Raw genomic sequence first — 22,113 nt, forward strand, 5'->3', positions numbered from 1 at the left:
AAAAATGTAATATGAAAGCCGCTTAACTTTAACTTTGTTTTGGTTTTATGGACAGTTATTAGGACAATGGAATGTTTGTTTTTGAAGAGTATGTTTCCCCTATTTCAGACACTGAGATTGCAGGTATTGACCCGCGCTCAGACGTCACTCCTGCGTCTACCTATTACGCGTTAAAAGATTTACGAAACCAATTACGTGCGGCAGAAAGAAATGCGCTTGTTGATGAAGAAGGCATTGCCACTCTAGCCAGAGATTGGTTGCCGTTGTTAGAGCTATCCAGTAAAGCGTTAAAAACAGAAAGTAAAGATATTGACTACTTAGCCTGGTTCATTGAAGCACTGTGCCGCGTGCATGGCTTTAAAGGATTAGCATTTGGTTTTCAAGTTGCCCACACCTTACTCGATAATTATTTTGATGATTTATATCCAGCCCTAGATGCTGATGATGAAATCTCTGACAAAGTTTCAGCGTTAGTTGGCTTAAATGGTGTGGCTGGCGAAGGCACCTTAATTATACCGATCAAAAGTATAGCTATTACGGATAGTGTAAGCTTGGACTCTTTTTCTTTTTGGGAGTATCAACAAGGCCACAATATATCAAGATTGAGTGAAGAAAAAAGAGATAAAAAATTAACACAAGGTGCTGTCGATTTTGAGCTAATAGAAAAAAGCGCTGCAGAAACAAGTACTGAGTTTTTTGTAAATCTTAGAGACGATATAACGACTGCAATTGAGCAATTTACAATATTAAGTGATGTACTAGATCGCGTTACAGCTCAGCCACAACCGACTTCTAATATTAAACAAGCATTGGAAGAGAGTTTAGCCGCTGTAAATCATATTGCGGCTGATAAATTCGCTGCCGTTCAAAAAGCACAAGACTTAGCGCAAGAATTACAAGAAGTGGTGTTAGATGATGGTGACGTTACTCAAGTTTATGTGGAAAAAACACGTAATTTAGAAATAAATTCTAGAGAAAATGCTATTGAGAAGCTAAAAGAAATTGCTTCTTATTTTCGTAAAACAGAACCACATTCGCCTATGTCTTATACCATAGAGCAAGTAATTCGATGGAGCGAGTTATCGTTACCTGAATTATTAAATGAATTAATTACAGATAGTGATGCTAGGACTGGATACTTTAAGTTGTCTGGCATTAAAATCAGCGAAACTGAAACATAAGTAAAAGGAGTTCTCAATGAGTGTCCATGATAAATTAAAGCGAGTTCGTAAACCTCGAGTACACATCACTTACGATGTTGAAACTGAAGGTGCAGCGGTAAAGAAAGAGTTACCTTTTGTTATAGGTGTAATGGGGGACTTTTCAGGAGATAATACAGAGAATATTAAACCTCTTAAGGATAGACGATTTATTCAAATAGATCGTGATAACTTTAACGACGTTTTAAAGCGTATGAGCCCGTCTTTGAGATTACGTGTCGATAACACGTTAAACGATGATGGTACTCAATTTGAAGTTAACTTGAACTTTAAATCGATTGATGACTTTGAGCCAGCAGCCGTTGTGAATCAAGTTGAACCACTGCGCAAGTTAATGGAAACGCGGAATAAATTACGCGATCTTATGACTAAAATTGACCGCTCAGAAGAACTTGAAAATGTTCTTGAAGAAGTTTTAAGTAACACTGCAAGTTTAGATTCAATTGCTAAGGAACTGAAATTAGAGGAGACTGAAAAATGAGTACAGAACAATTAAGTGCTGAGTTAGAGTCAACTTCAGAAGTAACTTCTTCGCTATTAGAACAAGCTATTGGTGCTACTAAGCAAACAGATGCGAGCCGTGCAGAAGAGTTACTAAGAACATTAACTGAAGAAGCAATGAAAGGTACAGTTCAATGGAATAAAAACCTAACGGTTACATTTAACGAAGCGATACAATTAATTGATGATAAGATCTCAAAGCAACTTAGTGCCGTCATGCATACAGAAGGCTTTCAAAAATTAGAAGGCTCTTGGCGTGGTTTACATCATATGGTTTCTAACTCAGAAACAAGTTCAACGCTGAAAATTAGAGTTTTGAATATGAAGAAAAAGGAACTTCATAAAGATTTAAGTAAGGCCGTTGAGTTTGATCAAAGCCAAACTTTTAAAAAGATTTATGAGTCTGAGTTTGGTACGCCTGGTGGTGAGCCTTATGGTACTATTGTTGGTGATTTTGAATTCACTAATCACCCAGAAGATGTCGAAACACTCAGCTTAATGTCAAATGTTTCAGCCGCTGGTTTTTGTCCATTTATCTCTGCTACAGCACCTTCACTATTTGGTTTTGATGATTGGGATGAGCTTACAAGACCACGAGATTTAGAAAAGATATTTGAATCAGTTGAGTACACTAAATGGCGCTCATTTAGGGAAAGTGACGACTCTCGCTTTGTTTCTTTAACGATGCCTCGTTTCTTATCTCGTTTACCATATGGAGCAGCTTCGAAACCTGTCGAAGAGTTTAATTTTGAAGAGTTTGAACTGGGAGCTAAAGATGGTCGAGCTCTAAGTGCAGCGAACAATGATTACTGTTGGAGTAATGCGGCCTATGCTATGGCTACAAATATGGCTAAAGCATTCTCTCAATACGGTTTCTGTACGGCAATACGCGGCGCTGAGGGCGGTGGTAAGGTTGAAGGTCTTCCTACGCACGTTTTCACTAGTGACGATGGTGACCCAGATCTAAAGTGCCCTACTGAAATAGGTATTACTGATCGTCGTGAAGCAGAGCTAAGTAAGCTAGGTTTTTTACCATTGTGTCATTATAAGAATACAGATTACGCTGTATTCTTTGGTGGTCAAAGCTGTCAAAAGCCACATGTGTATACATCACCAGATGCAACTGCTAATGCTGCTATTTCAGCTCGTTTACCATATTTAATGGCGACATCTCGTTTTGCACATTACCTAAAAGTGATGGCACGTGACAAAATAGGTAGCTTTATGGAAGCTGACGATGTTGAAGCTTGGTTAAATCGTTGGATTCTTACATTTGTAAATGCTGCAGAAGGTGGTGGACAAGAAGTGAGAGCACGGTATCCTTTAGCCGATGCAAAAGTATCTGTTAAAGAGATTCCAGGTCAGCCAGGTTCTTATAATGCAGTCGCGTGGTTAAAGCCTTGGTTACAGATGGAAGAGCTTACTTCTTCGTTACGTCTCGTCGCTAAAATTCCTGAGATTGGTTAATTAACCAATCTTGAGCGTTAAGGATAATGCAGTAGTATGAATCACGAAGAGTTTTCATTTATAAATCAAGACTTCACTTTTATAAAAAGGTCGAAGTCTCGTTTAAGTGATAATGATGCTTTACTTGATAGATTTTTGAATGAAAAAAATCTAGATAAAGCATTATTACTATGGCTAGAAGGCTCTTCTGATTCACCTATTTCATGGTCTAAGGAATCTTTAGCTCCTTACTTTCATAGAGTTATCGTTGAGCTTGATCAGCTTATTTCAAATCAATTAAATACAATAATACACCATAGTAGATTTCAACAATTAGAAGCAGCTTGGCGTAATTTGCAGTGGTTATTATTACAGACAGAAGTTTTAGATAAAGAAAACAGAGTAAAAATAAAAGTATTAAACTGTGATTGGGCAACGCTTTCAAAAGATGTCAATAAAGCAATTGATTTTGATCAAAGCATCTTCTTTAAACAGATATACCAAAATGAATTTGATAGTCCTGGAGGTGAGCCGTTTGGTGTTATTATAGGTAACTATGAAATTAGTAATATGTTTTCAGGCGGTGCATTCTACAATGACATAGATACTATAAAAGAAATATCTAGGACAGCAGCAGCAGCTTTTTCTCCATTCATATGTTCAGTATCACCTAGTTTATTTGGAGCCAATGATTTTTCAGAGTTAGGTTCTTATTCAGATCTTTTTAGCCAGTTTGAGCAGGTAGAATATACAAAATGGCAAAGTTTCAGAAGAATGGAAGAGTCCCGTTTTATAGGTTTAACATTACCTAGGATTTTAGTTCGAGCTCCGTATAAAAATGACGGAAAGCGTCACCAAGAATTTTATTTTAAAGAAAGTATTGAAGATCCTGAATCAGATATGCTTTGGGGTAATGCGTCATTTCAGTTTGTTTTAACCATTATTCGAGCATATTGTGAAAGTGGGTGGTTTGGTAATATGAGAGGAATTGTTCCTGGAGAAGTCTCTAAAGGGCTTGTTACTGGACTCGCTAAGGATACCTTTGCAAATGATACATACCAAAAAGAAGCAAAACCTCCTTTAGACTTATTAGTCACTAGTAAATTTGAAAAACAATTTTCTGAACTAGGATTTATACCAGCTTCATCAGTAACAAATAGTGAGCATGTTGTTTTTTATAGCAATGCCTCTGTTCAACAAGCAAAAAACTACGGATCAAGTGCTGCAAATATTAATGCTCGCTTATCATCAATGCTGCAATATATCTTATGTGTATCGCGTTTTGCACATTATTTAAAACTAATGGCTAGAGATAATGTCGGCTCCTATAGTAGTGCTCAAGAATGCGAAAAGGATCTGCAAAAGTGGGTGAACAACTATACAGCTGCACCTGATTCAGCTTCTGAATATATGAGAAGTAAGTACCCATTAAGTAATGCACAAATTAAAGTGAGTGAGAATAAAGCTAATCCTGGCCAGTATTTTTCAGTTTTAAAGCTTCAACCACATTTTCAGCTAGATCAAATGATTTCGAGTATTAAGTTAATAACAGAGCTCAGTCCACACCATAAAATAAAGGAATAGAAATGAAAAAAATACATAGCTTAATTCGCGAAGGAAAACTCGTTGATGCTCTATCTTGCTGCGCTAAAGAGCTTCAAGATGACCCATTAAATTTTGATATTAGAAGTATTTATGCGGAATTACTTTGTATTAATGGTGAGCTTGAGACAGCAGATAAGCAGTTGGATTTTATGGTTCAAAAGAATCCTGAATTTGCTGTTGGTGCAGTTAATCTTAGACATTTAATACGCGCACAACAATCACGCATTGACTTTTATCAGGGCAAAGGTATTCCTAAATTATTTCATGAGGCAAATGCAGTTGATTCATTATTTCTAAAAATGCATATGACTTTGCTCGAAGGTAAAACTAACGAAGCAGCTAGCCTTGCCAAACAAATGGAAACGCTTCGCATTGAAAATATTGTCGATGAGCATTCAGCTATTAGAGATTTAGATGATAGCTTGAGCCCGTATTTAGAAGTACTAGGCACCAATGGTGAGTTTTATCTTGCGAACTTTAATGAAATTGAAACATTAAAAGTAGAGCCTATTACCTCTTTACTAGAGAGCATTTGGTTAAGAGTTGAAATCACCATTAAAGATGGTCCGTCAGGTACAGCTCATTTACCTTTGGTTTATGCTAACTCAAACACTGAGCTTGAAAAGTTAGGTCAGATCACTGACTGGGATGAGCTGCAAGAGGAGTTTATTTTAGGTAAAGGAATGAAAATGCTATTTGTTGACGATGAAGCTATTACTATTCCAAATTTAAAAATAGACGCCGTTGAAACAGCTGAGTAAGTGCAGTAAATCATAATGATTGAACATAAACAGCAGCTTCAAGCATCTATTTTAGATAAACTAATTGATAATGAACCTGATTTTCAGGATGCGCCTTCTCGTACTGAAGGGATTACAATTAGTGAGATGAGAAAAAGTGTGCGTCGAGATATTGAGGCGCTACTTAATGCGCGAATTCAGTGGCACACTTGGCCGTCGCAATATACAGAGTTAGCGACTTCGTGTTTATCTTATGGGTTGCCTGATTTTTCGAGTATGCCTGTTAGTTCTCATGAAGGGCGTGTGCTGTTATGTGAGATAGTTAGAAATACAATTTTAAAGTTTGAACCAAGATTTTTAGAAGTCGAAGTTTTTTCCGATGAAGATACGCCAATAAATAGAGTACTTAATTTAAGGATTAATGCGCTTCTTTACGCTGATCCTGAGCCTGAATTTATTAGCTTCGATTCAGAAGTAGAGCCTATAAACCTTGGCATGAAAATTATTGAGGCGTCATTATGAACGATGAGTTATTAAAATATTACAATCGTGAATTAGCATTTGTGCGTCACTTAGGTAAAGACTTTTCTGAAAAATACCCAAAAGTAGCTGGTCGTTTAAAGTTGAGTGAGGATCATATTGAAGATCCACATGTATCACGATTAATCGAGTCTTTTGCTTTTTTAACAGCTAATATTAGACAAAAGCTAGATGATAGTTTTCCTGAGTTGACTGATGCATTACTAGGGCAAATGTTGCCTGATTATCAGGCGCCAATTCCATCAATGTCAGTTGTTAAGCTAGAGGCTGAAAATCTATCGACAACGGGAATAGTTATTCCCAGAGCGAGCGAAGTAGAAACTAACGTTGAGTCAATGAAACAATGTAAATTTCAGACATGTTATGAAACATATTTATGGCCTGTAGAAATAACACATGCTCAATTTGACAACAGCCCGTTTGTGGCGCCTAAACCAAGATGGCATGAAAAAGCTAAATCAATATTTAAACTTGAGCTAACAGGAGAGTACACAGGTGTTTCTCTGACTGAGACTGGACTTGAAAAGCTGCGTATTTTTATTAATGGTCAATGGCTTCACTCTTTAAAAGTCTATGAGCTGTTATTTAAACATTGCATAGGCATAGCTTTTGACAATGGTGACGAGGGCATAAAGTATCTTTCTAAAAGTCAACTTAAAGCCGTAGGTTTTGATGCAACAGAAGCGGTTGTCCCTTACTCTCAGCGCTCTAGTGCTGGTTATCGTTTATTAGTTGAAAATTTTACTTTTCCTGAAAAATTTCGCTTTTTTGAACTTGATGGGATCCGCTCATCGTTGCCTAAAAATTCTAATAAATGCAGTGTGTATATTTACCTTGATGCGGAATCTACAGAGCTTGAAAAGCAAGTAGACAAGAATATGTTTTTAATGGGATGTACGCCCATAATCAATATGTTTGAGCAAGAGTTAGAACCCATTCGTCCCGAGTTGAGTGAATACGAATATCAATTAACACCACGCTATATGGACTCTGAAATCTCAGAAGTTATTGGCATCACAGAGGTTATTGCTTTTGATCACAAAGGTAACAAGCAAATAGTTTGTCCTTTTTACGGGCAAACACATCCAAGATACCAAGGACATGATGATTTATTTTGGCATATCCGCAGAGAAACGGCTTCATGGGCTGGCGGCTATGTTGAGTCAGGTACTGAATCGTTTTTATCTTTAGTCGATGCGCGATTTGAAAATAGTGCTATGGACTACGCTGAAGGTAATACTGTACTTACCGTACGTGCCAATTGTAGTAACCGTAACCTTCCCGCAAGTATGCCTTTTGGAGACGACGAACTCGGGCTATTGATGCCTTCACGTGGTGATGTTATTAAAAAAATTCGTTGCTTAATTCCTTTTACTCATGCAGTTAGACCTATTTTAGCAGATGCAACGCGTTGGCAATTGGTTAATCACCTAACTCTCGATGCTTTTAGTGGTGGTAACGCGAGCAATAAACTGAAAGAGGTTTTACGTCTTTATGACTTTAGAGCTTCACCGCAAACGAAAGGGCTTATTGACAATATATATAGGGTCATTGTTGAACCTGCAACTGCTCGAGTTGTGCAAAAAGGGCGTGTTAGTTTTGCTACAGGAAGTGAGATTGAAATTACTTTTGCCAATGATGACTTTTCCGGTAGCGGTATGTTTTTCTTTGCTTCTATCCTCGATCATTTCTTTGCGCAATTCGCGGCGATAAATAGCTTCACCCGTGTGAGTTTAAGACTCAAAGAGCAAGAACAAGTTTACTATCAATGGCCAGCTCGGGTTGGGGAAAGTCCGTTAATATGATCCCACATATTATTTCTAAAGCAGCACAGGTTGATTTTTATAAAGCTGTTTTCATTATAGAAAACCAGCTTAAGAGGCATGGCTTAGAGTATCGCTATGTGGGTTATGATAGTAGCCCAAAGCAAGAATTAATTAAATTCACAGCAACGCAAAAATTTGGTTATCCAGGTAATGCGATAACAAAATTAGAGCAAATAAGCTTTGAAGATGGCTTACATAAAGTCAACATGCAAATCTCTTTTATGGGATTGACGGGTTGCTCTGGTGCTTTACCCCAGTTTTACAGTGAGCTTGTGATGCAACGTATTCGTTATAAAGATACAACGATGCGTGACTTTTATGACATGTTTAACCATCGTTTGATCTCTTTGTATTATCGTGCATGGAAGAAATATAAACCCTCTTTAAATCATGTAAATGAAGATAAAGATAAAGATCCATATACTCAAATTATAGGACTGCTAAGTGGTGGTTATAATGATCATCAACTGCATTTTTCTGGTTTATATAGTCGGAAAATTCGTAATGTTTTTGATTTGAAAAGTATATTGAGCTCCTACCTTGGTTGTGATGTTGGTATTAAGCAAATGGTAGGCCAGTGGCATGATCTTCAACTACAAGAGCAGACATGTTTAGCTAGTGAACGTCTTTACGAAGGCCAGCATGCTCGCCTTGGAGTTGATACCGTAATCGGTAAGAAAATATGGGATATTTCTTCTAGTATCGAAATCCATATTAGTACAAATAATATTGAGAAAACTAAATCCTTATTACCGAAAGGCAAGTTATTTGAATTAGCTAAAAAAATTGTAAAAGATTACGCCGGAAATGCAATTTCATTCCGACTTATTATTGAATCTGATTTTAAACAACTTGATGCGGTGCAGTTGTCTAAAAGTGAATGCCAGCTTGGCGCGAACAGTTTTTTAGTTGCGCGTAAAGATAACCCTAAAACTAACCTTACTAAGTTATCGTTTAAAGGATAATTAAAATTAAAAGGAGCATTGTATGTCTACGATGACATTAAATAAACTAGTTGAAAAACTGAGTCCAGATTGTAGAAAAAGCTTAGAAGCTGCCGTCGCTATTTGTAATAGTCGAAGTCATTTTACGGTTGAGCTAGAACATTGGCTATTAGCCATGATTGAGCAGCAGCTTGACGATGTTAGACTTATATTTGGTGCATTTGATATTGATATTGATCAGGTACAGCATGATTTAAATCAATCATTAGAATCATTTAAAACAGGCAGTGACTCATCACCAAGCTTATCGGTTCATGTTACAAGCTTATTAAGACAGTCATGGTTAAGCACCAGTATTGAATTTACCGACCAGCAAATTCGCAGTGCTTACGTTATTTATACATTAACGAAAGACGATACATTATCTAGTTTGGTAACACGCTGTAGTAAGTTATTTAATAAAATTGATCCCGGCCAGTTATTACATGCATGGCCTGAAATTGTGGCGCAATCACAAGAGCGAAATCACGCATTGCAAAATACGACAGCGCAAAGCGGTGTTAGTTCTAAAACTCCGAGTTTAGATCAGTTTACAGTCGATTTAACCGCACAAGCACGTGCTGGGAAAATTGATCCAATTCTTGGGCGTGATTTTGAAATTCGACAAATGATCGATATTTTGACCCGTCGCCGTCAAAATAATCCCATTTTAACCGGCGAAGCTGGGGTTGGTAAAACGGCTGTTGTAGAAGGTTTAGCACTTAGAATTGCGCAAAAAGATGTTCCCGCTGTGCTGCAAAATGTAAAAATTCATAGCTTAGATTTAGCGCTTCTACAAGCCGGTGCCGGTATGAAGGGTGAGTTTGAGAATCGCTTAAAATCATTAATTAATGAAGTTAAGAACTCTGCTGACCCTGTTATCTTATTTATCGACGAAGCACACACAATGATCGGTAGTGGTGGTCAAGCAGGTCAAAATGATGCTGCTAATTTATTAAAACCAGCACTAGCACGTGGTGAATTACGTACTATTGCTGCAACCACATGGGCAGAGTATAAAAAGTTTTTTGAAAAAGACGCCGCGCTGACTCGTCGTTTCCAAGTTGTTAAGGTCGAAGAACCAACTCCAGAAAAAGCGGTTGCGATGTTACGAGGTTTAGTGCCAGTGATGGAGCGCCATCATAAAGTATTTATTTCCGAGCAGGCGCTGGAAAGTGCTGTTCACCTTTCGCATCGATATATCACTGCCCGACAATTGCCAGATAAAGCCGTTGCACTTTTGGATACTGCTTGTGCCCGCGTTGCGATGAGCCAAGCGTCTACACCTAACACGATAGAGCAGTTAGTGAATCGCCTGAGTGTGATCGAAACGCAAATTAAAATGTTGAATCGTGAGCAAAAAACGGGCTTAGATCATTCGCAACAATTAGACGACCTTAAAGCAGAGCTACTAAGTATTGATCAGCAATTACAGCCACTCAATGAGCAATTTAAACTCGAAAAAGAAATTGTTTCAGAATTAAATGAGACGCTTGCACTTGTTAATACACAAGATCAAGAAGCTTCTCAAGAAATGCTTGAGTCACTTAAACTTAGTAAAGAAAAACTCGCTGCATTTGAGCAAAATATGGTTTATTGGCAGGTTAATGAAGAGCTTATAGCACAAGTGATTTCAGACTGGACAGGTATTCCGGTAGGCAAAATGCATGAAGATGAAATTCACGGTATTTTGAACTTAGCATCACATATGAAACAACGTGTTGTAGGTCAAGATCATGCACTGGATTTAATAGCTAAAGTTGTACAAACTTCTCGGGCACAACTTGCTGATGAAAGCCGTCCTAATGGTATATTTATGCTTGCCGGCCCAAGTGGTGTAGGTAAAACAGAAACGGCTTTATCACTAGCTCAGGAAGTATATGGTAGTGAAGAAAATGTCACTGTTATCAACATGTCTGAATTTAAAGAAGAGCATAAAGTTTCATTATTATTAGGCTCGCCTCCAGGCTATGTTGGATATGGTGAAGGTGGCATTTTAACCGAAGCAGTACGAAGAAAGCCATACAGTGTGGTTTTGCTAGATGAAATGGAGAAAGCACATCCGGGTGTGCAAGATATCTTCTATCAAGTTTTTGATAAAGGCACCATCAAAGATGGCGAAGGCCGTGATATTGACTTTAAAAACACCATTATCATTATGACTTCAAATGTGGGTACAGATACCACTATGAGCCTATTTGAAGATGAAGAAAGTAAGCCAAGTATCAAAGGATTATCAAAAGCTCTGCAAGATGATTTACTGACTGCTTTCAAACCTGCATTTTTAGGTCGTATTAATGTAATTCCTTATATCCCATTAAGTGACGATATTCTTACAGAGATTGCAAAGATACAATTGGCTAAAATAATCAAACGTGTAGAGAAAAATTATAATGCAGTATTGACTTATAATAATGATGTTATTGATTATATAGTTGCAAATTGCCAAAACGCTGGCTCAGGCGCTAGGAATATTCATACAATATTGCAAAACAAAGTGTTACCAATGCTGTCTGAAGTCCTACTTTTCAGTATGATAGAAAATAACGAAATAAATAATATATTGTTGAAAGTTAAAGATAATGAATTTGAGCTTAATATTAATTAAAAATAATTTAATAAATAACCGCTAATAAGGTTGTTTATTAAATTTTATGGCATTATAATTTTGGTGCCTTAAATCACTACATGGAATTTTGAGACATTGTCTTCGTCTAAGGAAAGGATTTTTAGGGCCTTTTCATTGCAGTATTAGAGATAATGATTTCAAAGGAATTTTGGGTACCCCAAAGAAAAGAATCCAGGCTAAATGGATAACATCGTTTAATAAAAAGGAGCATTATCAAATGCAAGCAAATACATATTTAAAATACGGATCAATTGAAGGCGAGACTACAGCTGATGGTTTTGAAAAAATGATCACGGTTTTATCTTTAGATTTTAATGTAAGCCGTGAAATTACCTCATACACTGGTACAGCAATGGACCGTGAATCTAGCTCTACTCGTTTAGGCGATATAACAATCACTAAACTTCAAGATAACGCATCAACACATTTGTTTAGAGAAGCAACGATTGGTAAAGGTTTACCAGCTATGTTTCATATCACTAAACAAGGTGATGTAGTTGAAGAGATTGTTAGCATCAAACTAACTGATGCGATGATTTCTAGCTACTCAGTATCAGTTCAAGGTGATCGTCCAATCGAAACTATCACTATCAGCTATACTGAGCTAGAAATGGCTGTGACTCCAACAAATGATAAGAATGACACTACTGCTAAAAGTGTATACGGTTATAGTGGTGTTACTGGTAAAAAAATGTAATATTTTTTACCTAATAATAGCTCTGGGTTTTGCTCAGAGCTTTTTTTGATCTTTAGGATGGGAAAAGCAAGGAATGCAAAAAGCAACACAAGATAAAAATGTAATTCAAATTAGCACCCCTGCTGGTAAAGATGCCCTTTACTTAACTCGCTTTGTTGCCCAAGAGGCAATGTCTGATTTATTTGTTATGTCGGCTAACATGTATACAATCGGCCAGCAAATAGCTCACGAAGACTTAGTCGGTAAACCCGTATCCATTAAAGTAAAAAATGCTGATGGTGGTGGTGAGCGTTATTATCACGGTATTGTTAGTCACCTTGTGTCAAATGGCAGCCGTACCGCCGATATTGACGAACAAAAAAACTATATTGATTATCAGGCAACGATTGTTCCATTTGCCGCCTCGATGCGTAACCGTAAGAACAGTCGCATATATCAGAAAAAAACCATTAAAGATATTTTTGCTGATTTATTTGGCCAGCATAATGTCGCTTTTTCAGATAAAACCAGTAAAACTTATCCCAAATATGAATACTGTGTCCAGTACCAAGAATCAGATTTTGACTTTATTCAACGCTTACTGCAGCAAGAAGGTATTTTCTATTTTTTCGAGCATAGCAATAGTGCTCACACGCTTGTTTTAGCAGATGATATTACCGCTTATGAAGTCTGTGATGAAGGTAAGGTTGTGTATTCAACTGGTCACTTAAGTACATCACATATATCACGCTGGCAAGGAGGGTTAAGCTTAGCTCCTGGTAGTTTTAAACGTGTAGGTTATGACTTTAAACAGCCTTCAAGGTACCCTGATGGTGAGCAAGCTAATCCTGAATTACCGACTCAATCCGTAGCGGAAGTTTTTCAATACACAGGTGAGGCAGAATGTCACCCGCGAGCAGCAAGTTTAGCATCAATGCAATTAGAGTCGCTACAACGCGACATGAAGTTATCAAGTGGTAAAAGCGATTGTCGCTCTTTTACTGTTGGTAAATTATTTAGTTTTAAAAAGCATGAAGACCCAAGGTTAGAGGGTAAAACATTCGTTATTACCTCGATGATGACCTCTATAACCGTACCAAATCAATCTGGTGCACAGCAAAGTAGTGCTGAAGAAGTGTATTCTAACCACTTTGAATGTGTACCAAAAGAAATTCCATACAGAGCACAAATTAATAAGAAAAAGCCTGTAATAAACGGAGTTCAGACAGCAATTGTCACTGGCGATAGTGCTGATGAAATTATGATTGATCAGTATGGTCGCGTAAAAGTACAGTTTGATTGGGATCGCGAAGGGAAGAAAGATTCAAAAAGTTCATGTTGGATACGAGTTGCTCAGAACTGGGCTGGTAAAAAGTGGGGCGCATTTTTCTTTCCCCGTGTAGGGCAAGAAGTCTTAGTTGATTTTATAAATGGTGACCCTGATCAACCTATTATCAGCGGTGCTATTTATAATGCTGATTTAATGCCTCCTTATGCGCTACCCGCTGAAAAAACGCAAAGTGGTATAAAAACGCGCTCTACCAAAGAAGGCGGTGCTGATAATTTTAATGAACTGCGCTTTGAAGATAAAAAAGGCAGTGAGCTTGTTTATATGCAAGCTGAAAAAGATAAGCAGCTTTACGTTAAAAACGATCAAAATGAAAAAATCGATAACGACCGCAATGTAGAGATTGGCAACAACGACAACTTGAAAGTAACGGCTAGTCGTATTGCTGAAATGGGTGAAAACGATACACTCAAAGTTGGTAAAACATTAAATATTGAAGCTGGCGATGAGATAGTTATAAAGACTGGATCTGCGCAAATTAAAATGAGCAGCAGTGGTAATATTACAATTGAAGGTACTAATATCGATATTAAAGGTAGTAATATTAAAGTTGACGGTAGTGCAATTACGTTGTCTGCTGGCATGATTAAGTTGAATTAGTGCAAATATGGAAATAATTAACGGCTTTAAATCAGGAGTTAGAAGTGGAATCAACAATAACGGATATGTTGTATATTGTCGTTATGGTCTGCCTCATTTAATTTGTTTACCTATTAACAGACCCGATGATCCACTGCTTAATCCTGCATTAAGTCATTTTAAAGCATTGAATGGTTATTACGCAAAGCAGTTTTTTGTTAATTTACACCCGGCTTTAAATAGCACAGATATAGTGTCTGTTCTATATCAGTATGTGATGCAAAGTTCGGTTGCACTTGCTGATTATAATCAAGCAGAGTTAATAGAACTGCTATCTATTTTAACTTCACAAAGTAAACTGTTAATTATTCCATTATTTGAATAATACAGCATTGTAAATGTGAATAACGTTGTTGTATAAATATCAATAAGACAAGGAGTCATAATGGGTAAACCCGCCGCTACAATTGGTCACATGCACGTTTGTCCTAAAACCACGGGAACAGTTCCTCATGTTGGAGGCCCTGTGGTTGTTGGCTCTGGTAACGTATTAATTGGTGGTATGCCGGCTGCGCGTAAAGGCGATATGTTGGTATGTATTGGCCCTCCGGATAGTATTAAATCAGGATCAGGAAGCGTTAAAATTAATGGCAAGCCAGCAGCTCGGATGGGTGATGATAGCTCACATGGTGGGAAAATTGTGATTGGTAATCCTACTGTATTGATCGGTGGCTGATTTTGTTATCTATCTATTTAAGTGATCATCAAGCGCAGCTTATGAAAATTAGCGATGCTCAGCGCTGTCCGTTTACTTCTGTAGGTTATGTTAAAACACAACAAAAGCGGCTGTTAGAGTCATGTTGGCTAACGGCTAAAAAAAAGCAAATTGCGCAACGATTCATTCAGCCAAAATTAGAACAACTAGTCTCTTTATTGAGTGACGATATAAGCCCAGCTGCAATCTCACAAGCATGTATCGAGATCATGGCTAACTTGCCGCAAAATATTAATCTTATTTTTATTAATAATTTGCTTAAGGAGACTAGCTTACAAAGTGTTGCCAAGCTGATTATTCGTAAAGTGTTATTGCAGCAGCATAGCTATAATTTAATCGCATTAATTGATTTACAAACCTTATATTTTGCTTTTTCAACAAGCCAAAATCCAGCAGATCAAACACTTGCTAAAAGTGAGTTGACGATTTTAGTGGATAGTCAATCGGATATAAAAAATTTAATCACTGGCTTTAATTTTTTATGCCAAAGTGAGCTCGTTAATTCCCCGTTAATGTCACTTTTTTTATTGTCGTTATCTTGGGAGCAGGTTAATGCGATCGGCAATCACGCGAGTCGTAATTTGCCGACAGTGGATGTACTGCAAGTATTGCTACAAAGTGGCTTTGTTAAATTGCTGCCACTTGTCAATGCATCCCTCAATAAAATAGAAAACCCGAGTAGTTTAATTGCCCTGATGAGACGAATGTTAGGTGACAAGCTTGATCTGCTCGTCGATTTTGAAACGCAAATAAGCGCGTGGCAGGGTGAACAACAAGCATGTGCTGACTTTAAACAGCAGTTGCAGCTCAACTGGCCTAAATATGAGGAACAGTTAGCCTCGTTGCGGTTAATTGCAGGTAATGCTCTGAATGCCAAGCTCAATGCAATCGAAATATCAGCAATGGATTGCTATAGCCAAGCGGTGTTTAATTTACATCGTTACTATCAACATTTAGCTGCGAAAAAGTTAAATGCAGGAGTACCGGCATGAAGGCGTTTAGTGTTTCGATTGAATCGTTTTCGAGTTTGTCTACACACGATATTGATGAGTTGCTATACGGTGAAACGTCATCGATTAATGAGCATCACGGTTGGCAATCTTGGGATGCGTGTTTATATGATTGCATAATAAAATCCAAAGAATTATTTGCTAAGGTTGAAGACCCACAAGCGCCATTAGTCTGGTTATTACCTGCGCTTGCTTATCAAGATGAACTTAAGCAACTTTTAGCAAATAGTTTAAAGCGGTTGTACCCAGAGCATGCCAGCCACCTGCTATTTTATGGGGCAACTGGCGGCAGTGCATTAATAGCGTTAGTACAAAAAAATGCTTGGCAAAAAGTAAACGTAATAGCACTAGATGCAACGTTTAAAGCAAATAAGCAGGGGGAATTTAGCTATCAAGGCGTGGCTGGAATTCTCGCTGTGGTTAAAGCTAAAAAAGCGGGCTGGGTGCAAACAAGCCATTATTTAGCGCCTTCAATTGATTTTATTAAACACGATCAGTTGTCTGGCATGTTTGTTAAAACAGCACAGACTGCACAGCAAGCAATAGAGGTTATTTTTGCCCCTGGAAATGGCATTGAGCCTGACAGTGACGTGTGGTTAAACAATTTACAGTTACTTGATCAAGTAATAAATGAACATACACATTATGAATTACCTAATTATAAATTAGGTAAAATGGGTGCCTTAGAAGGAATTGTCAATTTATATCAATTGACCTCGAGCCCCGCTATTGTTGAGCACTACACGCATGCGTTAGTGATTTCACAAGAACAAGCAAAATATCAAGCTACGGCATCATACTTATGGATAAGTGAGGAAGTACACAACAATGCAAAGTAATACAGTTGTTTTACAAGGAGCAAGTTACCCTATTTGTTTTGTTGCAGGCAAAGGCTCTGCTTTGCCTGGTTACTTTAGTATTGCTGCTAACACCCAAGATAGTGCAAAAGCGCAAATTGCACAAATTGGCGGTACATTAACTACTGATGTAGCAAAGCGTCTTGATCTTATAAACCTATTAAATAGTGCGGGTGTAAATTGCCCACGTAGCGCATCAGCACGTGAAACAGCAAGCATGCTAAGTAATGCGTTGATTGCAGGTAGTGTGAGTTGTTTTCACCAAAAAGCCAAAACCGCAATTCAGGTCAGTGATAATACCAATAGTAGTACTGCTAAAAAGCCTGCCAAAAAAGGAATTACTAAAGCCTCAGGTAAAAGTGCCTCCCAAGCGCCGGCTAAAAACAGCGGTGGTGCAAGTAATAATACCCCAAGTGAAGAACCGATCACCAAGCAAGAGTGTCGTTCTGATCCGGTTTCTATGCTCTCAGGTGAAGAAATACTCCCACTGATTGATTTCACCTTAGCAGGCAGCAAACAACTAATTTGGCGACGCCTATACCGCTCATCGCATGCAGATGTGTGCAGTGTAATGGGTAATGGTTGGCGACACGACTTTATGGTGCGATTAACTGAACACTATTTACCGCCACCCAAAGTAGGCCCAAAACAAAAAGGTACCTACTGGTTAGAATACCAAGATGAACATGGCGCTAAGCACCGGTTTGAAAAAGTAAAACCAGGCCAATCAAGCTATCAATTAAGCAGTAATTTGGCTTTGCATTACCAAACCAATGGTAAGCAAGTGTTGGTAACGCCAGATGATCAGCATCTTACGTTTAAAGCTGGCGAAAACTCATGGTTGCTCGAAAAAGTTATAAACGAAAAAGGCCAAAGTATTGGTTTTTATTATGATGCGAAAGAGCGCTTACACCGCGTTGAAGTAAATAAAGCACGCGGCTGTATTTTAAAGTATAACCCGCACGGCCTTCTTGCCAGTATTTCAGCGTATCGTACAGACGATAAAAATAAGCCAGTATTACTGCTCCCGTTGCTCGCGCAATATTATTATGATGAAAACAAAAACCTAGTGCGCGCGATCAATCAGCAAGGTGAAACAGAGTATTATGGCTATAACGCGGCTAACTTATTAACTAAGCGTACCCGTGCCAGTGGTTTTAGCCATCATTTTGAATGGGATAGTTATTCATCAAATGCTAAATGTATAAAACAGTGGGGTGATAACAACACCTATACTTATCAGTTTGAATATAATTTAGACTCTGGTGAAACAACCTGTATAGACTCGCGAGGTCATAAGGAACACTTTGTACATAACGCGCAAGGTAAGTTAGTTAAACACACTGACCCTAATGGTAATATCTGGCAATACACATACAATGGTCAAGGCCAAAAAATAACGGAAATAAAGCCAGATAGCAGTGAAATAAAATACAGTTATACGCCTTATGGCCAATTGGAATCAATAACTCAGCCAGATGGTAGTGTTACCAAATTTGCGTATAATCAACTTGGGCAACGAGTTTTAACTACTTTGCCAGATGGCCAAACAATAACACGCAAATACAGCGTGACGGGTTTGCTGCAAAGCGAAACCTTTGGTGATGGCCGTACTGCACTTTATAGCCACGATAAATTAGGGCAAATAACTCAACATGTGAGTGTGACTGGGCAAATAACTAAGTTTGTTTGGAACGAGCAGGGTGAGCTATTAGCCAAGCATCATAACGATGAACTTGTTCGCTACAGCTATGATAAGTTGGGCCGTGTAAATGCGACAATAAATAACGCCGGGCTGCTTACTCAGTATAAATACAACGACCACGGGCAACTAACGCAAACCATCGCCTTTGACGAAAAAGACCCTGAACACAAGCAGCATCAGCATTTTAGTTATGATGAAGCAGGGCGGTTGATTAGCTCGCAAAACAGTAACGGTGACACCACAGAGCAACACTTTGAAGGGCTAAGTCAGCCCCATTGTGTTATTCAGCCCGATGGCAGTGCGCTGCATTTAACCTATGATAAAGAGCGTAACTTAACTGCCATTGAGCGCAGCGACGGCCATGTATATCGTATTAGTTACGACGCGAACGAAAACCCAACGCAAGTCATTGGATTTGATGGCACATTGCAGCGTTATAAATACGATGCCTGTAACCGTTTAACGTCGGTAACACAAAGTGATAAACGCCATGTAAAAATAGAGCGTGATAAATTGGGCCGCGTGATTGCGCAGCATGCAAGTTTGGCAACCGATACGCACATAGTGAATAACGCCAATTACTACAGTTATACTTTACAAGGCAAAATTGCTCGTGCCCATAATGCGCAATCAACTTTAAAACAGCAGTTTGATAAAGGCGGCAGGCTGCTACGTGCTGAACAAATTCATAATCAGCAACAAGCGCATACCCTCAAATACAGTTACGATGAATATGGCAGAAGGCAATCCCTTACTTTGCCAGACTCAAGCAAACTGAACTACAGCTACAATAAATTTGGTCAGCTAAGTAGCATTCATTTACAACAAGCCAATAGCACAGTTAGTACTGCACAGCCGCTCGTAACATTAACTTACGACAGCCAAGGTAATATTCAAACTCAACAATTTGGTAATACTGTAACCCTTACCCAACAATTTGATGTATTTAACCGCTTAACACAGCAGCAGTTAACCCATCCTGCGCAGGCGTTATTTGATACCTGTACGTACAACTACGACAGTGTTAACCAACTTATTGCCCGTAAAGAGGAAGGCGTTAGTAGTCATGACATTAATTTTGAGTACAACAGCCTAGGCCAGTTAATTCAGCAAAACCTAGCGAGTTCTGAGGTTGATACAACCACCCAATACCAGTGGGATAGTTTTGGTAACCCTGTCAGCCAGTCGACGGTTCAAAATAACGAACTGGCCGAACAGCAAGCTACTCAGCACAATGATGATAGCGATGCTAGTGACGCCAGTAATAAGATTGAAAGCAGTCAGTCAGCTAACATAAATAATGTGCTTCCCAGTGAGTATAGTGACTCAAAGTCAGCAACGCTTGCTAGTGAGCTAAGTGATAATGATGATGTCATTACAGGCACCACTGATGCCGACCGTTTAACTCACTTTGGCGACAGCGACTTTCATTATGATGAGTTTGGTAACCAAATCCGCGAAACCGGCAAAGGTATAAAAACCCGCCGTGAATACAATGCGTTCAACCAATTAAGCTGTTTTAATAATAACGGCACCCTTACTCAATACGATTACGACCCACTCGGTCGCCGCATTGCCAAGCACACCGAGCAGGGCAAAATTGACTACATTTGGGATAACGACCAGTTAATTGGCGAATACCAACACGGTGAATATACCTGGTATATCAACCTGCCAAACCAATTTCACCCTGTAGCGTTAATAAAGCAAGGCGAGGTGTACTACTACCACCTAGACCAACTGAATACTCCACGTTTTGTAACCAACAACAAAACAGAAGTAGTCTGGGAAAACCAAGCAGATGTATATGGTTATGAAGAGTCAGAGGCAAACACTACAAATAGCTTCACTCAGCCAATCCGTTTTCAAGGGCAATATTTAGACGAAGAGAGCGGCTTACATTACAACCGCTATCGCTATTACAGCCCTAAACAGCAAAGGTTTATAAACCAAGATCCAATTGGTTTAGTAGGTGGGATAAACCACTATCAATATGCGCCAAATCCGGTTAATTGGGTGGATCCGATGGGGTTGTTGTGTAAAGAAGGGCAGGCAAAAGTAGCAGAGGCAATCAATAACAGTGATAATATAAGCCCAGACTTAGCTAAACAATTGATTGAAATTGCTCAGCTGATTGATTCGCCTTACACTGCAGATGAAATGGTCGACCATATTAATTCAGGCACAGCTAAACAATTAATTGCAAAGGATAAACCTGAGCCTAATCCAGAACCAAAGTCTTTAGAAGAATGTCAGGAGAGGTTAAATACTGCCAGAGAAAATATCATTAAAAATGGTTATAAGGCTAAATATAGTGATGATGAACTGTTGGCTATGGCAAAAGCTGGTGATGTTGCAAATGAAAGATTTCATGTTAGGTTTATGGATGCTAGTTACCTTGAATATAAAGGGAAGCCTGGAAACTTAGGTCAACCATTTGAGGGAGTATCAGGTTATGGTGCTAAGTATTGGTCTACTACTTTCGATCAAATTGAAGATGCCGATACTGATCCAAAAATTATTAGCGAAAAATTAGGGTTAGATTACGATCCAAGTAAAGAATTTATCATGGTGATCGTTGATACAGATAAAGCAAAAGTAATAGCCGATACTCATAGTATTATTCCTACACACGAAAGGTTGGGTAATTTTGCGAAAGAGGAATTGCCCGATAGTTTCTCGCATGAAGAAATCAATATTTTAATGACGCCTGAATTCCAAGCAAACTATTCAAAACAATATCAGGCGGCATTAGATTCTGGTGAGATGAAAAATGAATGGGATAACGCTGGTGCGGTAAAGTACTTTAAAAATAACACAACCGATCCTACACAATATAAGCTAATGAAAAAACGATTAGATATGCAAAAGAAACTAGGGAATAATCAACATTTCTTAGGTAACGGCTTAACTAAAACTTTGCTCCCTAATAATGGAGAATTTGGTGCTGTCGAAACTTTTAATTTCGAACGTAAGCTTATTAATTTAGAAGAGTTTGGTGATGCCATTCAAATTTCTGACATATTAAAACCTATAGGTAGTTAACATGACAAAACAATATTTACCGCCATTAAGTGAAATTACCGAACCTGATAACCCAGATCACGGAATTCAACTCATAGCACGAATTAATGATGTATTAAATTACCCTAATCGTTCATATTCATTTTACAAACAAGGTAACTTCTTATCTATCGTTTACCACTGGATCATCACGCCAAAAAATAAAGCCTCCTATTTAGCCACTGAACAATTTGATGCCCCGTTAGAAATATTACCGTGGTTTATTAATAAACTTGAATTCTTTAGGAAACCGTCTAAAGAAAATGGCTTACCCGCTAATAAAATAGCAACAGATAAAGAAAAGGTTAATGGGGAGTATATTATTCTGGGAAGAGCAATGGATGCAGGTAATGCACGTCGCGAAGGAGGGTATATTCTGGATAATTTAGACCGAAAGGATCATCACAAAATCAGTACTAATCCTCAAGATATTACTTTCTCTGATAGTTTTTTATTTGAGGGTGGCTTGATGGATTTATGGAAAGACTTAACTGAAAAATATCAAAAGGGTACATTATAAGATTTCACTGTTAGTGTGATATTTCAGGCCAAACAGTTACTTAATTAGACCCTTTTAATAATTTGTGCATATTTTCACCAAAGAAAAATA

Annotated in this window: 17 protein-coding genes; all 17 read left to right on the forward strand. The window is 38.2% G+C overall.

What is annotated here, in order from left to right; genetic code table 11:
* Nucleotides 1–71: 71 nt before the first annotated feature.
* The 17 genes from tssA (at nt 72) to NDQ71_RS23260 (ending at nt 22,023) form a co-directional block, all read left to right on the forward strand.
* Complete coding sequence (gene tssA / locus NDQ71_RS23180) at nt 72–1,181, forward strand: type VI secretion system protein TssA (RefSeq protein ID WP_301562843.1); 1,110 nt, start codon at nt 72–74, stop codon at nt 1,179–1,181.
* 16 nt (nt 1,182–1,197) lie between these two features.
* Nucleotides 1,198–1,701: a type VI secretion system contractile sheath small subunit gene (gene tssB / locus NDQ71_RS23185; RefSeq protein ID WP_301562844.1), complete on the forward strand. Its 504-nt coding sequence runs from the start codon at nt 1,198–1,200 to the stop codon at nt 1,699–1,701.
* Nucleotides 1,698–3,188, forward strand: a complete 1,491-nt coding sequence (gene tssC / locus NDQ71_RS23190) for a type VI secretion system contractile sheath large subunit (protein WP_301562845.1) — start codon at nt 1,698–1,700, stop codon at nt 3,186–3,188. The genes tssB and tssC (NDQ71_RS23190) overlap by 4 nt, the downstream gene beginning before the upstream one ends.
* Nucleotides 3,189–3,224: 36 nt before the next feature.
* Entirely contained in the window at nt 3,225–4,751 is a 1,527-nt protein-coding gene (gene tssC / locus NDQ71_RS23195) for a type VI secretion system contractile sheath large subunit (protein ID WP_301562846.1), read from the forward strand.
* 2 nt (nt 4,752–4,753) lie between these two features.
* Nucleotides 4,754–5,533, forward strand: coding sequence for a type VI secretion system accessory protein TagJ (locus tag NDQ71_RS23200; RefSeq protein ID WP_301562847.1), 780 nt, complete (start codon nt 4,754–4,756; stop codon nt 5,531–5,533).
* Between the two features lie 15 nt (nt 5,534–5,548).
* The gene (tssE, locus tag NDQ71_RS23205) at nt 5,549–6,034 is read left to right on the forward strand and encodes a type VI secretion system baseplate subunit TssE (protein ID WP_301562848.1); all 486 of its coding nucleotides are present in this window, start codon (nt 5,549–5,551) and stop codon (nt 6,032–6,034) included.
* Nucleotides 6,031–7,857 (forward strand): type VI secretion system baseplate subunit TssF, encoded by a 1,827-nt coding sequence (gene tssF, locus NDQ71_RS23210; protein WP_301562849.1) that lies wholly within the window; start codon nt 6,031–6,033, stop codon nt 7,855–7,857. The genes tssE and tssF overlap by 4 nt, the downstream gene beginning before the upstream one ends.
* Nucleotides 7,854–8,843: a type VI secretion system baseplate subunit TssG gene (gene tssG, locus NDQ71_RS23215; protein ID WP_301562850.1), complete on the forward strand. Its 990-nt coding sequence runs from the start codon at nt 7,854–7,856 to the stop codon at nt 8,841–8,843. The genes tssF and tssG overlap by 4 nt, the downstream gene beginning before the upstream one ends.
* 22 nt (nt 8,844–8,865) lie before the next feature.
* Nucleotides 8,866–11,469, forward strand: coding sequence for a type VI secretion system ATPase TssH (gene tssH / locus NDQ71_RS23220; RefSeq protein WP_301562851.1), 2,604 nt, complete (start codon nt 8,866–8,868; stop codon nt 11,467–11,469).
* Between the two features lie 238 nt (nt 11,470–11,707).
* On the forward strand, nt 11,708–12,187 hold the full coding sequence (locus tag NDQ71_RS23225) for a type VI secretion system tube protein Hcp (protein ID WP_301562852.1): 480 nt from the start codon (nt 11,708–11,710) through the stop codon (nt 12,185–12,187).
* A gap of 73 nt (nt 12,188–12,260) precedes the next feature.
* Nucleotides 12,261–14,114, forward strand: a complete 1,854-nt coding sequence (gene tssI, locus NDQ71_RS23230) for a type VI secretion system tip protein TssI/VgrG (RefSeq protein ID WP_301562853.1) — start codon at nt 12,261–12,263, stop codon at nt 14,112–14,114.
* A gap of 7 nt (nt 14,115–14,121) precedes the next feature.
* The gene (locus NDQ71_RS23235) at nt 14,122–14,478 is read left to right on the forward strand and encodes a hypothetical protein (RefSeq protein WP_301562854.1); all 357 of its coding nucleotides are present in this window, start codon (nt 14,122–14,124) and stop codon (nt 14,476–14,478) included.
* 60 nt (nt 14,479–14,538) lie between these two features.
* Nucleotides 14,539–14,829 (forward strand): PAAR domain-containing protein, encoded by a 291-nt coding sequence (locus NDQ71_RS23240; RefSeq protein WP_192542323.1) that lies wholly within the window; start codon nt 14,539–14,541, stop codon nt 14,827–14,829.
* Nucleotides 14,830–14,870: 41 nt separating this feature from the next.
* A complete protein-coding gene (locus tag NDQ71_RS23245; protein ID WP_301562855.1) occupies nt 14,871–15,860 on the forward strand; it encodes a hypothetical protein in 990 nt (329 codons plus the stop codon).
* The gene (locus NDQ71_RS23250) at nt 15,857–16,717 is read left to right on the forward strand and encodes a hypothetical protein (RefSeq protein ID WP_301562856.1); all 861 of its coding nucleotides are present in this window, start codon (nt 15,857–15,859) and stop codon (nt 16,715–16,717) included. Before NDQ71_RS23245 ends, NDQ71_RS23250 begins: the two co-directional genes overlap by 4 nt.
* A complete protein-coding gene (locus tag NDQ71_RS23255; RefSeq protein WP_301562857.1) occupies nt 16,707–21,485 on the forward strand; it encodes an RHS repeat-associated core domain-containing protein in 4,779 nt (1,592 codons plus the stop codon). Before NDQ71_RS23250 ends, NDQ71_RS23255 begins: the two co-directional genes overlap by 11 nt.
* Before the next feature lies 1 nt (nt 21,486).
* Complete coding sequence (locus NDQ71_RS23260) at nt 21,487–22,023, forward strand: hypothetical protein (protein ID WP_192543207.1); 537 nt, start codon at nt 21,487–21,489, stop codon at nt 22,021–22,023.
* Nucleotides 22,024–22,113 lie beyond the last annotated feature (90 nt).

The sequence above is a fragment of the Pseudoalteromonas sp. KG3 genome, from assembly GCF_030436385.1.
In the GTDB taxonomy this organism is placed as follows: Bacteria; Pseudomonadota; Gammaproteobacteria; order Enterobacterales; family Alteromonadaceae; genus Pseudoalteromonas; species Pseudoalteromonas prydzensis.